The organism is Faucicola osloensis (assembly GCF_020041925.1).
Lineage (GTDB): Bacteria > Pseudomonadota > Gammaproteobacteria > Pseudomonadales > Moraxellaceae > Faucicola > Faucicola osloensis_D.
In genome coordinates this window covers 1976797-1991169 of record NZ_CP083409.1, presented here as the reverse complement: position 1 = coordinate 1991169, position 14373 = coordinate 1976797, and the positions used below count along the sequence as shown (strand labels likewise).

At 43.0% G+C, this 14373-nt stretch carries 13 protein-coding genes; 4 read left to right on the top strand and 9 right to left on the bottom strand.

From position 1 onward, the window contains the following. Window positions 1-47: 47 nt before the first annotated feature. The 9 genes from LAJ61_RS08830 to LAJ61_RS08790 form a co-directional block, all read right to left on the bottom strand. Window positions 48-797 (bottom strand): histidine phosphatase family protein, encoded by a 750-nt coding sequence (locus LAJ61_RS08830; protein WP_224053612.1) that lies wholly within the window; start codon window positions 795-797, stop codon window positions 48-50. Window positions 798-911: 114 nt separating this feature from the next. After that, window positions 912-1703 (bottom strand): metallophosphoesterase, encoded by a 792-nt coding sequence (locus LAJ61_RS08825; protein ID WP_224053611.1) that lies wholly within the window; start codon window positions 1701-1703, stop codon window positions 912-914. Between the two features lie 17 nt (window positions 1704-1720). Then, window positions 1721-2422, bottom strand: coding sequence for an orotidine-5'-phosphate decarboxylase (pyrF, locus tag LAJ61_RS08820; protein ID WP_224054840.1), 702 nt, complete (start codon window positions 2420-2422; stop codon window positions 1721-1723). Window positions 2423-2499: 77 nt separating this feature from the next. Continuing rightward, window positions 2500-2859 carry a lipopolysaccharide assembly protein LapA domain-containing protein gene (locus tag LAJ61_RS08815; protein WP_007116364.1) on the bottom strand — a complete coding sequence of 120 codons (360 nt, stop codon included), beginning with the start codon at window positions 2857-2859 and terminating at the stop codon, window positions 2500-2502. Between the two features lie 162 nt (window positions 2860-3021). Next, window positions 3022-3318 (bottom strand): integration host factor subunit beta, encoded by a 297-nt coding sequence (locus LAJ61_RS08810; RefSeq protein WP_062334394.1) that lies wholly within the window; start codon window positions 3316-3318, stop codon window positions 3022-3024. Window positions 3319-3589: 271 nt separating this feature from the next. Then, entirely contained in the window at window positions 3590-5260 is a 1671-nt protein-coding gene (gene rpsA, locus LAJ61_RS08805; RefSeq protein WP_167512159.1) for a 30S ribosomal protein S1, read from the bottom strand. Window positions 5261-5397: 137 nt separating this feature from the next. Beyond that, complete coding sequence (gene cmk / locus LAJ61_RS08800) at window positions 5398-6162, bottom strand: (d)CMP kinase (protein ID WP_224053610.1); 765 nt, start codon at window positions 6160-6162, stop codon at window positions 5398-5400. Between the two features lie 297 nt (window positions 6163-6459). Further along, window positions 6460-6807 (bottom strand): PilZ domain-containing protein, encoded by a 348-nt coding sequence (locus tag LAJ61_RS08795; protein ID WP_007116499.1) that lies wholly within the window; start codon window positions 6805-6807, stop codon window positions 6460-6462. A 61-nt stretch (window positions 6808-6868) separates the two neighbouring features. After that, the gene (locus LAJ61_RS08790) at window positions 6869-8032 is read right to left on the bottom strand and encodes a DNA polymerase III subunit delta' (RefSeq protein WP_224053609.1); all 1164 of its coding nucleotides are present in this window, start codon (window positions 8030-8032) and stop codon (window positions 6869-6871) included. 320 nt (window positions 8033-8352) lie between these two features. Between LAJ61_RS08790 and LAJ61_RS08785 the strand changes: the two genes are divergently transcribed. The 4 genes from LAJ61_RS08785 to LAJ61_RS08770 all read left to right on the top strand — a co-directional run bounded on the left by LAJ61_RS08785 (window position 8353) and on the right by LAJ61_RS08770 (window position 14366). Further along, entirely contained in the window at window positions 8353-10740 is a 2388-nt protein-coding gene (locus LAJ61_RS08785; RefSeq protein ID WP_224053608.1) for a site-specific recombinase, read from the top strand. A 97-nt stretch (window positions 10741-10837) separates the two neighbouring features. Further along, window positions 10838-11614 (top strand): Nif3-like dinuclear metal center hexameric protein, encoded by a 777-nt coding sequence (locus LAJ61_RS08780; protein WP_409034963.1) that lies wholly within the window; start codon window positions 10838-10840, stop codon window positions 11612-11614. Window positions 11615-12248: 634 nt separating this feature from the next. Then, the gene (locus LAJ61_RS08775; protein ID WP_224053607.1) at window positions 12249-13712 is read left to right on the top strand and encodes a transglycosylase SLT domain-containing protein; all 1464 of its coding nucleotides are present in this window, start codon (window positions 12249-12251) and stop codon (window positions 13710-13712) included. 132 nt (window positions 13713-13844) lie between these two features. After that, window positions 13845-14366 carry a thioesterase family protein gene (locus LAJ61_RS08770; RefSeq protein ID WP_224053606.1) on the top strand — a complete coding sequence of 174 codons (522 nt, stop codon included), beginning with the start codon at window positions 13845-13847 and terminating at the stop codon, window positions 14364-14366. Window positions 14367-14373: the final 7 nt, after the last annotated feature.

Below are 14373 nucleotides of genomic sequence, written 5' to 3'. Positions count from 1 at the left end.
GTAGGATAAAGTCCTACCTTTATTTTTGTGGGTTTGTTAGGTATCAATTAGTCTTCTAACGGATAAGAGGTTGAAAATGGGTCTAACAATTCAATCAATCGGCGTTCATAACACTGCCCGCGCCAAATAAAATGTACTTTTGCCTCACTAAAAGGTTTATCATCAAACCACAAAAACACCCCTTCCATCATTTTTGGCCAGTCATCCCAGCTAATTTCACCCACGCCCATCATCACCGCTAAAAACGCTGACAATAGCGTATCATGACTAACCGCCAATAATAAATGTCCGTGCTTTGGCTGATGCTGAAATAAAAGCGCTAATAAATCCAAACCGCCTTTATGTGGCGCTTTAATCCCTGCCATGTCGCCCGCCAAAAAACGATTGATAAAATTGAGCGCACCAATTTGTTTGAATACCTTACTCACTTCTTCATGGTCAACCACCAAACTACCTGGCTCTACCAACAGTGATTGGTGCGACACATTTCTAGAGATGCCAGCCCCTGCTTGCATTAAAATCGCGGTATCAATACAACGTTGTATCGGGCTACTGATGCTATCTACATCCATCGAGTAATCTAAATTGGCGGCCAACCAACGCCCCCAAGACTCCGCCAACACTCTGCCTTTTGGTGTTAGTGGCAGAGCATAACTGGCAAAGCCATTTTTATCTGACATTTCGCGCAATGAATGACGGGTAAATAGTATTAGTCGCTCATGTTTCGGCAGTAGCTTGACCGAGTCAATCATACTGGGCGGTAAATGAGCAGGCATGGTGTTGATTGAATTAGACATTTAAATACGCATTCCTTATATCTTTTTATCTTTGCACCATAAATTGATACTATAAATTGATGAGGTCAAAAAATTTAAGCGATTAAATGGGATGTTTCTGTGAAAACGTGCCAATCATACCATGACTTCAATGACTTTATGCCAGTCAAAAACTATCCCGGTACTACTGATTTCATTGGGGTAGGCTCTGGGATTGACAATAACACGTGTATGACCTTGCTGATAATCAAAGGCTTCATGGGTATGTCCATGCAGCCAAATATCAGGCGCAAAATCGCTCTGTAACCATTCGCTCAAATCAACGACAAATCCTGCATTACTGGGAAAATTGGCATATTTTGGCGCGATAGATAATGGGCTGATGCTATGATGTGTCATGACCACGGTGGGCATAGCATCTTTTTCACTTTGTTTTAAGGCATTCTGCAGCCATGCCCTCTGCCGCTGGTGAATAGCTACAGTATCTTGGGGCGTTAACAGTCGGTTATCATAATAAATCTCGCGATAATCGCGCATAAACTGCTGAGCAATCTCCAACGTATTATCTTGTGGTTGATATTGATAATCCGTCCAAAGCGTTGTACCAATAATTCTAACACCCATAAATTCAAAGCTCGCGCATTGTAAAAAATGCACTTGCGTATCTTGGGTCAATGTCTTTATTTGGGCATCCAAATCAAGAATATTATGACCAAAATACTCATGATTGCCCACAATCACAAAAATTGGTTTCTCAAGTCGCTTTGATTCGCCAATGAGCCATTCGATGCCCAAAAGCCCATTGGATGTGTCGCCCGCTACTAAAATAGCATCCGCATTTGTGTAAGGGATTTCACCAATGGGCAAATCCCTTCTTGCATAGCTATCAATATGTAAATCACTTAACACTTGAAAACGTACTGGCATACATGACTCGAGATGGATTATTTTAACGTATCCAAGATATAGTGCAGTTTTGCGGTGGGATCCGCTGCCGCCGTGATTGACCGCCCAATGACCAAATAATCAGACCCATTGGCTATGGCATCTTTGGGCGTGCAAATCCGCGTTTGATCATTACTGGCGTCTTCTGGTAGTCTGATACCTGGCGTGACTAACAGAAAATTCTTGCCGCAAAGCTGTTTAAGCACATTGGCTTCTTGTGCAGAGCAAACCACCCCATCAAGCCCAGATTGCTGCGTCAATAATGCTAGTCGCTTGACATGATTTTCTATCGAGTCGCTGATGCCCACTTCAGCCAAATCTTGCTGTGACATAGAAGTTAGCACCGTCACCGCAATCACTAAGGTTTGGTAGTGTTGCGCCGATAGACGCGCTTTCACCGTTTGCATGGCGCTGCGCCCTGCACTGGCATGCACATTGACCATCCACACCCCCAAATCAGCCGCCGCTAAGACCGCCTGCGCGGTTGTGTTGGGGATATCATGAAATTTTAAATCCAAAAACACTTCAAAACCACGCTGATGTAAGGATGTCACTAAGCTACTACCATATTTGGTAAACAGCTCTTTGCCAACTTTTAATCGGCACAAGGTAGGGTCTAACTTATCCGCCAAGCTTAATGCCTGACGGTCATCCATGTTATCCAATGCCACAATAATGGGTGACTTGATGGCGGATTTGATGAGTGATGTTGCTTGCGCTACTGCCACTTGATTCATAACAAACTGACTCGTTTTTTCAATTCGATAGCATACATTGCTTATCGTACGGGTGGTAAATTAGGGTTGGCTGCGGTAGGGGCAATCGTTGCATTGCTGGTTTGCGCTAAATGCTGTTCATAATTATGCTGCGTTTGCATCAATTTTTCTTGGGTTTGCTTTAACTCTTTAGATAAGCGCTGATTTTCCAATTTCATCTGTAACACACGAAATAAAATCACACCTATCAATAGCCCCGCAATGACCCCTAAAACGATGCTAATAATCAGCAGTAACCCCAAACTCATTTGTGGCACTTGACTAAACAGTAAATTTACTTCGACTTGGTTGTTATTCACCAATACCAGCATCAATGAATAACCGACGACCACGAACAACAAAATCGCTAACAGATAACGCATAGTTTTCTCCTTGGTTATTTTAATTAATCTACATTTTTGAATGCCACTATTATTGCAGATAATTCAAAAAAAAGAGTGGATTTTTTGTCCACTCTTTTTTGATCAATCATATATTAAACCATAGCGTAAGTTCAATAACGTTAAATGACTCAAAAACCGCAACTAACGATGATGATTGACTGCCTCTCGCAATGCTTTGCCAGGTTTAAAATGGGGTATCGCCGTTGCTTTTACGGTCACTTTTTCGCCTGTTTTAGGGTTGCGCGCCACACGTGGCTCACGATGATGCAAACTAAAACTACCAAAACCGCGTACTTCGACACGTCCATTTTGAGATAAGGTATCAACCATCAAATCAATGATTTGCTTGGTGGCGTCCTCAATGGTTTTTTCTGGTATATTCTCACATTCACTTGATAATCTAGCGATCAAATCAGATTTGTTTAACACTTTTTCCATACTACCCCTAACACGCTAAACGTAACTGTCATAGTCTAAATTACAGAATGATGGTTTTAAAAACTTCGTTACAGTCCAATTTCATCCAGCAATCTATCAACAATCATAATAATGAAAAATTACATTTTATTACTTTTCTTCGCATATTATAACAAAACCACCTTAAATTCGTCGGCTTTTTTTAGACTAAATATTCCATTTTATTACCTAAAAGGTGAAAATAAAAAAAAGCGACTAAGTTAGTCGCTTTTTTTATTACTCACAAAACCGATTATTGGTTTTGTTGTTGCTCTTTGATTAAGTCACCAATGGTTTTTGGTTGTGTATCAGCTGCTGCATTTGAACTTAATGCTTTGATAGCATCACGTTGCTCTGCTTCGTCTTTTGCACGAACTGATAGGTTGATACCGCGAGTTTTGCGGTCAACGCTGACAATTTTCGCTTCAACTTCATCACCGACATTAAGTACAGTGGTCGCATCGTCTACTTTGTCTTGTTGGATTTCTGAAGCACGTAAGTAGCCTTCTACATCGTCAGCTAGTTTTACTTTAGCGCCTTTGGCATCAACGTCAGTCACTACCCCTTTCACTACCGCACCACGATCATTTGATACTAGGTATTCGTTGAATGGGTCGCTGTTAAGTTGTTTGATACCTAAGCTGATACGGTTAGCTTCTGCATCTACAGACAAGATGACCGCTTCAACGGTGTCACCTTTATTGTAGTTACGAATCGCTTCTTCACCACTTTCAGTCCAAGAAAGGTCTGATAAGTGAACTAGACCATCAATACCACCTTCTAGACCGATAAAGATACCGAAGTCAGTGATTGATTTGATAGTACCAGACACTTTGTCACCTTTTTGGTGGTTCTTATCAAACTCTTCCCATGGGTTTGGCATGGTTTGTTTGATACCTAGGCTGATACGACGACGGTCTTCATCGATATCAAGGATTTGAACCATGATCTCGTCACCGATTTGTACCACTTTTGAAGGATGGATGTTTTTGTTGGTATGATCCATTTCAGAAACGTGTACCAAGCCTTCGATACCATCAGCGATTTCAGCAAAACAACCATAATCAGTCAGGTTAGTGACGCGTGCTTTAACGTTAGTACCTTTTGGATAGTTGTTAAGAACGTCTTGCCATGGGTCAGTGCCTAGTTGTTTTAGACCTAAGCTGACACGGTTACGTTCACGGTCAAATTTTAATACTTTAACTTTTAATTCTTGACCCACTTCAACCACTTCTGATGGGTGCTTGATACGGCGCCATGCCATATCTGTGATGTGTAATAGACCATCGATACCACCTAGGTCTACGAATGCACCGTAATCAGTCAAGTTTTTCACCACGCCGACCACTTCTTGACCTTCTTCAAGGTTAGATAGTAGTGCTTCGCGCTCTGCTGAGTTTTCAGATTCCATCACAGCGCGGCGGCTAACAACGACGTTGTTGCGTTTTTGATCCAGTTTGATGACTTTAAATTCTAGCTCTTTGCCTTCTAAGTGCGCCGTGTCGCGTACTGGGCGAGTGTCCACCAATGAACCTGGTAAGAACGCACGTACTGAACCGATATCAACCGTGAAACCACCTTTAACTTTACCAGAGATAAGACCGGTTACGATCTCATTGTTTTCGTAAAGTTTTTCAAGTACGTTCCAAGTTTCAGCACGTTTTGCTTTTTCACGTGACAATAGGGTTTGACCCATGCCATTGTCAACCGCATCTACAACGACTTGAACTTGGTCGCCAACTGCTACTTCAAGCTCGCCTTGTTCATTCAAAAATTCTGAACGCGCAACGATACCTTCTGATTTTAGACCCGTATCTACGGTAATCCAGTCGCTATCAATCGCAACTACTTGACCAGAGATAACTGCACCGCGTTCTACATCAAGTACTTGGCTTGCTTCAAACAGTTCAGCAAATGATTCCATCATAAAATTTACCTTTGTATAGCCGTAGCCTGTCCAGCACAGTACGGTTCAAATTAAGATTTTTTATAAACATAAGGCTGGTTTTAGTGCCTATAAAAAATCGATAAAACTTTTAAAAACTGTTAGTTAAAAAACTGTTAGTTAATTGTCAAACCACGCTCAACACACAGTTGCCAAACTTGGTTAAACACTTGCTCAGCATCGATGGCTGAGCTATCAATCACTATCGCATCATCGGCAGGCTTAGCCGGTGAGGCACTGCGTGTACTATCACGCTCATCACGGGCAATAATTTGTGCCAAAATTTCGTCAAAATCTGCCTGTTTGCCAGCATGGGTTAACTGACTGACACGGCGCTCGGCTCGTGCCTCAGAGGATGCGACTAAATAAACTTTCAGCGGCGCATCGGGAAAAACCACTGTGCCCATATCACGCCCGTCTGCAATCAAGCCCTTTTTTGGGTTGCCTTGCGACGTTGCCATATTTTTTTGTAACTCTAATAGCGCTTGACGCACCTTCGGGAATACTGCGACTTTTGACGCAAAGTTACCCACTTCTTCGGTGCGAATCACTTCACTCACATCGTTGGCATTCACGAGCACTGTCACATGCTCAGAACCCGCTTTTGCGGCTGCAAACTCAATTTTTAACGATTGGGTTAAATCAGCTAGTGCAGCTTCATCAATGCTGCCGGTTAACAAACCCGCTTGGTGGGCTGCAAGCCCCACAATCCGGTACAGCGCACCTGAATCCAAAATTTGATAATCCAGTAGCTTTGCCAGTCTTGCCGTCAATGTACCTTTACCTGCACCACTTGAGCCATCAACGGTGATGACGGGCAGGCTTGCGGTTAAATCTTCTTTAGTTACATCAAAAGACGGTTGCGTTAACGTTTGTGACATGCCATTCTTATGAACAAAGCAAAAATAGTCGTATATTTTACGCCTGAAAGCTATTTTATACAAGTGATTTGGCACAAGCATTGACTACATTGCGTATCATTTTTTGCCAATGAAAAAATGCACAAAAAAGGGGCTAAAAATGAGAAATGTACCGCTACGCAGAGTGATGATTAACCATTGTGCGATAGAAGAAAAAAGCTAGCGACTTACAGGATTAAGCATTCGCTCACCTTTAACAATCGCTCACCTTTAACAATCACAGGCTAAAACTGCCAGAGTTTCTAGAATTTCCAAAATTTATAGCGTAAAGGTGGGTTTATCGGAGCTGATATGACCTGCTAGAAGGCGGTCGACTTCGTTTTTGATGCGTAAACCTGCTTCATCTTTGCCAAGCTGTAATGCATAGCCTGCGGGGCGCTGGGCTTGTGCGCGGTGGTTGACCCACACCACTTTACCATGCAGCGGCATTCTCTCACTCGAATTTGGCAAAGTAATTGCCACAAAGGTTTGACTGCCTAGTTGTTGCTGCTGGTTTGTAGGAATAAATAACGCACCGTTTTCAATAAAAGGCAGATAGCTAGCATACAATTTTTCGATCGTATCATAGTTAATGGTGGTGATACCGCCACGAGATGGCATTGCCATAATCACTATTCCTTTTACTAACGCATGGTGAATGATAAATAATATAGATTAATTGAATAGATTAGCAATCAAGCATGGTGCTAAAAATTTTATCATAGCATAACTTATCTTGGATATGTTGCTGTCTATCTTGCCAGATTTGATCGATGACCTGTTGTAACTGGCTAATTTGCTTTAATGTCGGTGGTGGCTGCAGCTTGCCAAAATCTAAGTCATTGACTGACGCTGAGATACCGACAGCAAATTGCCCCAATGGCACTAACAAAGCTTGCGACAAGTATAAAAAGTCCGTCAATGTCAGCGTTTTTTGCCAATAGTTGCTGGCTTGTACAGGCGTACGTTGTCCACTACGAACGGCTTGAAAGCTGTTTATCCAAGTTTGGCGGTGTTGATACCATTCGCTGTGTAACATTTGTAGTGCCAAAAAAGGCGCATAACCAGACAATTCACTCACTTGTTGTAGCGTTGCAGTATCGGTATTTGGCAATAACTGCTGCATCGCTTGCATTGACTGATCGGGGGTGACATGGCTCACCGAAAATGACTGTAGCCGCGAGCGAATCGTTGGCAGTAGCTGCGAAGGACTATCGCTAATTAACAGCATTAATACATTCTCGGCAGGCTCTTCTAAGGTCTTAAGCAGCGCGTTACTGGCTGCTAGAGTCATCGCATCCGCTTGGTGAATAACCACGATTCTTAATCCGCCACTCGATTGCGTGACAAAAGGCTGTAATTCCCGAATTTCGTCAATCTTGATGCTATAACCTGACTGATGGGTTGGGGCTTGCGCCACGAGGGCATTGTTTGCTTTAGGTTTAGGCGACGCGTCACGCGCCACGGTGGGTGTGGGAATTTGATAAAGATCGGGGTGGGTATTGGCGATCAGCCATTGGCAACTTTGGCATTGCCCACAGGCAGTTGTGACACCTTGTGCATTGACCCGTTGATTCTCACACAAAGCCCATGCGACAAACCGATACACGAAGGCGCGTTTACCCGTCCCTGCATTGCCTGCAAACAACATTGCGTGCGGCAAGGCGTCTAGATGGGTGGTCAAATACTGCCAAGTTGACTGTTGCCACGGCAATAAATCCATAAACAGCCACTGCTGTATCACCTGTTGGTTGACGGGGTCTGGATAGTAGTATTGGGTTACTTCATTGGGTGTTGATTCGGTATTGGGTTGTTTAGTGCTTTTTGATTGAGAGGTTATAGTCGATGCCATAGAAAAAAATCAGTCAACAGAGTAACCATAGTATAATCGCTGCAGCTAGATAATCAATGAGGATAATCAGTCAGGTTGTTTTCTCAAATACATAAATGCGGTAACACGTCGCGTTATTTTATCCCTTACTGTCTTTAAAACCTCAGCCCATAAGATTTTTGTTGCAAATAAATGATGGATTTTTTCCGATGAGTCGATTAAATTTTCATCTTAAGATATCTATTTTCGTATTTTTTCTTATAGTTGTGATTCACCCTATTTAGTTGTGATTCACCCTATTTAAAAAAACGATTCAATTTTCTGTTTACTTCGAGGTTAGTTTGACGAATTTATCGCAACCTAATAATCAAGATGCTTTACTCAATGCCCAACATCGTTATGATGCGGCAGATATGGCAGACCAATTAAAGGTGATGCCAACCTTAGAAGCGCGTTTAACTACTATTTTAAACGAAATCAATGCGCTGCGTGATTTTCCGCAAGTTACCCTATTTAAACAACTGCTAGATACCCTGCGCAACCGTGCAGATGATGCTACAACCGCCAATGAACAGATGGCGCTATTTATTCGGCTACTACGCAGCAATCGTGTGTGGGCAGAAGGGTTTTGTGTGTTTATGCTTACCTTGATTAATCGTTATCGTCAGGTGTCGCTATACACGGACTTGGGTATTTTGTCAGATGCTGGCTTTACTTCGCAATTTTTTGATTTGATCGGTGAAAAGCTATTACCCTCCGTACCTGATGACCGCGATTTGATTGCGCTATTTAATGCGTTTTTTGCCACACCAAAAACCCGTTACTGGGTGCGCTTAATCAATGAGCATTGGTGGATTGAACTGATACTCATCCTTAAAGTACCCGCAGGCAAAGAAGCGTTAGTGCAAGCGCTTGAAGCCAATGTGCTCAAAGCCATTACTATTTTAACTGCGCGTATCAACGGCATTGGGCTCAATGCCGATTTAATAAAGGCATTTCCCAATCCGATTGACAACCAAGATACTTTTATTGCACTCAATCGCGAAGTCGCTGAATTTGTCAGTCAATACCAGCTCAGCATGCAGTCAGGGGATGAGCAAGCGATGCCCCAGCCTGAAGTGGATAGCAGTCAAATTTTAGTGTTGACCGACCAAGCGCGCACTATGATGCAAAACATCCGTCGCCGTATTCATCGAACGGGTATTACTGTGCGTACCACCAATATGTTGGTGCGCCTTGAGCAAAGCTTGCAGCGTCTTGAATTGTTGGTGTCACTACTATCTGACAACGATCATATCAAGAAAAAAACCATCATAGAGCTTATTAATACATTGTATGAAGATTCATACCACCGCAGTAGTTTTAGATATTTATTTGGCATCAATACCGCGCTCTTATCGCGCCGTGTGACTGAGACTGCCAGTAAGGTCGGCGAGCATTATATCAGTACCGATAAAGCGGGCTATCGGCGTATGTATAAAAAAGCGGCATTGGGTGGTTTACTCATCGGCTTTATGGCGACCCTTAAAATCCTAGGGAAGACCCTACCCTTAGCACCGTTTGGCGTGGCTTTTTTAAACAGTATGATTTATGGTCTTGGCTTTGTGGCAATTCATATCATTGGTGGTACAGTGGCGACCAAACAGCCTGCCATGACAGCTGCCGCCATTGCTTCAACCATCTCCGAGGTAAAAGGGCGCAAAGCGGCGCAATTTACCAAGCTGACCGAATTGGTCGTTGATATCATGCGCACCCAATTTATTGCTATTATGGGTAATATCTCAATTGCAATGCCGATTGCGCTACTGATTTCATCCATGTGGCTGTATGGGCTGGGTCGTCCGTTAACATCGGAAGCTAGCGCAGAGCACTTACTGCATGATCTTAACCCGTTTACCTCGCTTGCTATCTTTCATGCCGCGATTGCTGGGGTGTATTTGTATATTTCAGGATTGATTGCAGGCTATTACGATAATCTTGCAGTACACAACAAAATTGGCGAGCGTATCCGCAACCATCCCACCCTCAAACGGATAATGAGACCTGTGACATTATTGCGCTTTAGCGATTTTATCGAGCGCAATTTGGGTGCGATTATGAGTAACTTTTTATTCGGTTGCTTTTTGGGTAGTACGGCGACCATCGGTTATATTTTTGGCTTACCGCTCGATATTCGCCATATTGCCTTTGCGTCTGCCAACTTTATTCACGGGATTTTTAACATTTATGCCAACACGGGCGAGTTCCCAGAAATCGGTATTATTTTGGTTAGCCTATTTGGGGTGATGGTCATCGGTATGATTAACTTGTTGGTGAGTTTTTCACTCGCCTTAATGACCGCCCTACGCGCTCGTAATGTGAAAGTCTTTGAGTGGAAATTCTTATTTGAATTGGTCGCTTCGCATTTGATGACCCAACCCTCTGACTTTTTTATCCCGCGTAAACAGCCGATGAAGTATGCGCTCATCGATAGCGATGGTAATATTATCTATGATGATAAACCGATTGCAAACGATGGTAAAAATAACCATGGACATAAAACTGCCCTGACATCACAGCCAGAAGAACATCCGCATGCTACTACGCCCCATATCGACAATATCAGTCATACGGAAAAACTGACCGATGAAGAAATTGCAGAGAAAAAACAGGCAATTAAAGAAAAAGTGGTGCAAAAGGCGGTCGACAATATCACCCCAAATGACACGGCAAGCAAGCTACCAAAATAATTGATGAAACACTGAACACGATAGAAATATGATGACTTTTTTGGCAGATACGATTTTGGAAGACAGAATTTTGAAAGATACAATTTTGGAAACTACAATGAATCAACCCGCAACCTCAATGAGTCCGACTCAATTGGCTCATCGGTTAAATGAGCTATTAAAAATTAGTGAATTCCAAGATTATTGTCCCAATGGTCTGCAAGTGGATGGTGGACAGCCGATACAGCACATCCTCACCGGTGTCACAGCCTCTGAGGCATTCATTGAACAAGCGATTGCGCACAGCGCCCAAGCGATTTTGGTGCATCATGGCTATTTTTGGAAAGGTGAACCTGCGCCGTTAATTGGCATGAAAGGCAAGCGTATTCGTTTGTTGATGCAACACGGTATTTCTTTACTTGCTTATCATTTACCGTTAGACGCCCATCCCCAATTGGGCAATAACGCCCAATTAGCGCGAGCGTTGGGCTGGCGTGATTTGTCGCCGCTATATCCTGACGAAAAACATCCGATTGGTAATATCGTGGATTTAGCAGCGCCGTTGTCGATTGCAGCGCTCACCAACAAACTATCGACTACCTTAAGCCGTCCGCCCCTACATCTATCCGGGGGTAATCAAGCAATTTCGCGCATCGGTCTGTGTACGGGTGGCGCACAGGATATGATTGAGCAAGCGGCACAAATGGGTTGTCAAGCCTATATCTCCGGTGAAGTATCAGAGCGAACGACTCACATAGCCCGTGAGTTGGGTATTGATTATTTTGCTTGTGGACATCATGCCACCGAGCGAGGTGGTGTGCTTGCATTGGGAAATTATGTCAAAGAAAATCTTGCTTTGACCGTTGATTTTGTCGATATCGATAATCCTGTGTAAAATCGGGCAGTTTATTGACTAATTATTACCCGTTAATTGCATTTTAGCGGGTTTTTTACGCTTTTTATCATAAATTTGCCATTCGTTACGGTCAATAACATGACGGGTAACTTTAATTTCACTACAATACCCCCATTGTTTTATATAACTAACTGTAATGCCATGCAGTAAATATTGTTATTGTTTATTTATTTTATGCGTGCCATACGTTACCCTACGTTAAATTCTTTATATAAGTGCTTGTGTTTATTAAACTATATTTGGTTGGCTTGTACTTACAAAAATTTTAACCCTTTTTCGGGTTGTACTTGATTATTATTTATTTCGATAGTTCTCTACGATGGATAGGGAGTTATCACCGTCCTAGGTATAAGGGGAGCCAACCTGTTTGGCTCTTTTTTTAGCGTTAAGTTAATAACGACCTATTTTGGATGGAAGCTTTTTTGGCTAGATTTAGGATAGAGTTAGATAGTTGGAAGCCATGTACTTATTTGGCTTGGCTGACTGGTGCTAGTTTGACGGGTACTAGGTTTAACTATCGATTCGGTTCTTAGTTTCACAAAATGTTTTCATTTGGCATAGTTGTTTTTTATTAATTTAACGTATCTAACGTATGTGCACCGTGGAGTGACACATGCCGCTAAACTCATCATTTGAGTATTGTGATGATTTGGCTTTGACCTATCCTGCGTCGATTTCGATGTCGGTCAAAGCATTTTTAAGCCCTTTAACATACCCGTTTCAACACCCTTTATTACGCTTTAGTAAATACGCGACCCAATTTAAACGCTTGCAATTCTTCCCGATTCAATTCAAGCCTTGTTTGGGTGGGGTGATATCGCCAAAAACTACCCAGTCTTGTGTGCCAGCGGTGTATAGCCATGTGCAAGATTTGGCGCAACAGGCTAATCCGTCTGCTAGTCTTATTGAGCGCTCTATCAAGCCGCTAAAATGGTTGGGCGCCAGTAAAAAGCTGGCAGCTGTGCTGGGGATTGGTTTGCCCTTAGCTTATGTTGCAACCCAGATAGGTGTTACTGACAAAATCGTTAATGGCAATGCTATCAATACCCTTGCCTCACCTACTAGCGTGGTTGCGACACCGAAAATGGCGACTTTTGATAGTATCCTGTCTCAAAAGCAGCTGCATATTGCCACCGTCAATGGTAATACCACCTATTTTGCTCAAGATGGTTTTGAGCACGGCTTTGGCTATGATGTCATGCGCCATTATGCCAAGCGATTGGATGTCACCCTGAGCACCCAAGTGTTTGCCACTGATGCGGACGCGATGGCGGCTGTCAAAACGGGCAAAGCCGATATCGCCTTAACCAATGTGTCAGATTACCAAAACACCACTGCGTTATCATCGCTCAGTCTAAGCTGTGACAAAGATTATTTATCACAGCAGGGTCTCAACGAACATGTAGCCATACAGCTAAACCCCAATGATGTCAAACTCAATAATGATGTAAAAAACTTCCTGTGTGGCGCTCAAGCGCTCACCCGTAATCAACATTTAGCGGCGTTTTATAGTCAAACAGCATTGGCAGAGCCGTTTAATCAACAACATTTTGCCGATACCATGACACGGGTGTTGCCCATCTATGAACCATCTTTTAAGCAGACCGCAAACAAATACCGTCTTGATTGGGAACTGCTTGTGGCAATGGGGTACCAAGAATCGCATCTGGATGCAGAAGCCACTTCGCCAACGGGTGTGCGGGGTATCATGATGTTGACCAATGCCACTGCGAATGCGATGGGCGTTGATAATCGGACTGACCCGACGCAGAGCATCCAAGGGGGCGCTAAGTATCTAAGTCAGCTGCAACATGAATTTGCCCAAGTGCCAGCATCAGATCGGGTATGGTTTACCCTAGCGGCATACAATATGGGTCCACAAGCGATTAAAGATATTCAGCAGATTTTGGAAAAGCGCGGTATTGATGGTAACAATTGGGCAGCCGTGTATCAGTATTTAAAAGTCAATAGCCAAAGCAATAGCCGTTACGTGCAGTGCTTAGATTACGTCACCCATATCCGCAGTTATTTGGAAGCGTTAAAATTAGACAAAGTCAATCATCGTCAATTGACTTGATGAGTGTGGATATAAAAAACTACACATTTTCAAAAAAGAATGGTTTAACGCCATTCTTTTTTTTATGCTATCACTTTGGCGTTTTTAAAAATTACTGACTTATTGTTAACATTATTAACCTAAGGATAGCACGTGACCCAGCTCCAGAATCAGCCCCACAATCAATCAAGCAATCAGCCTGTTTATGCCAACCAATACCGTATTTATTTAGAAGATACCGATGCAGGCGGGATTGTGTATCACGCCAATCATTTAAAGCTGTTTGAGCGTTGTCGTCGCGATTGGTTACGTGCATTGGGAATGACCAGTTATTTTTATCAAGCGCATTCAGCCGAGGCTGTGAGTCAAGACGTTACTCACCATAGCGATAGTGGCAAACCTGATATCCAATTTGTAGTGAGCCAAGCCAACATCCGCTATTTGCGTCCGATTCTGCTTGATAGCGAAGTCACCGTTGTGATTGAGACGGCAGACTGCAAATCTGCGTCATTACAGCTTGAGCAGCGGATCTATGATAGCCACCAGCAGCTTTTAAGCCAAGCGGAGATAAGTATTGTATGCGTGGCTACTAGTAAAGATGAAAAAGGGCAAACCCAAGTTCGCCCTACTCGTTTGCCCAAAGAATTTGTACAGCTGCTGCAGCTCGCTCAGTAACTTTTGG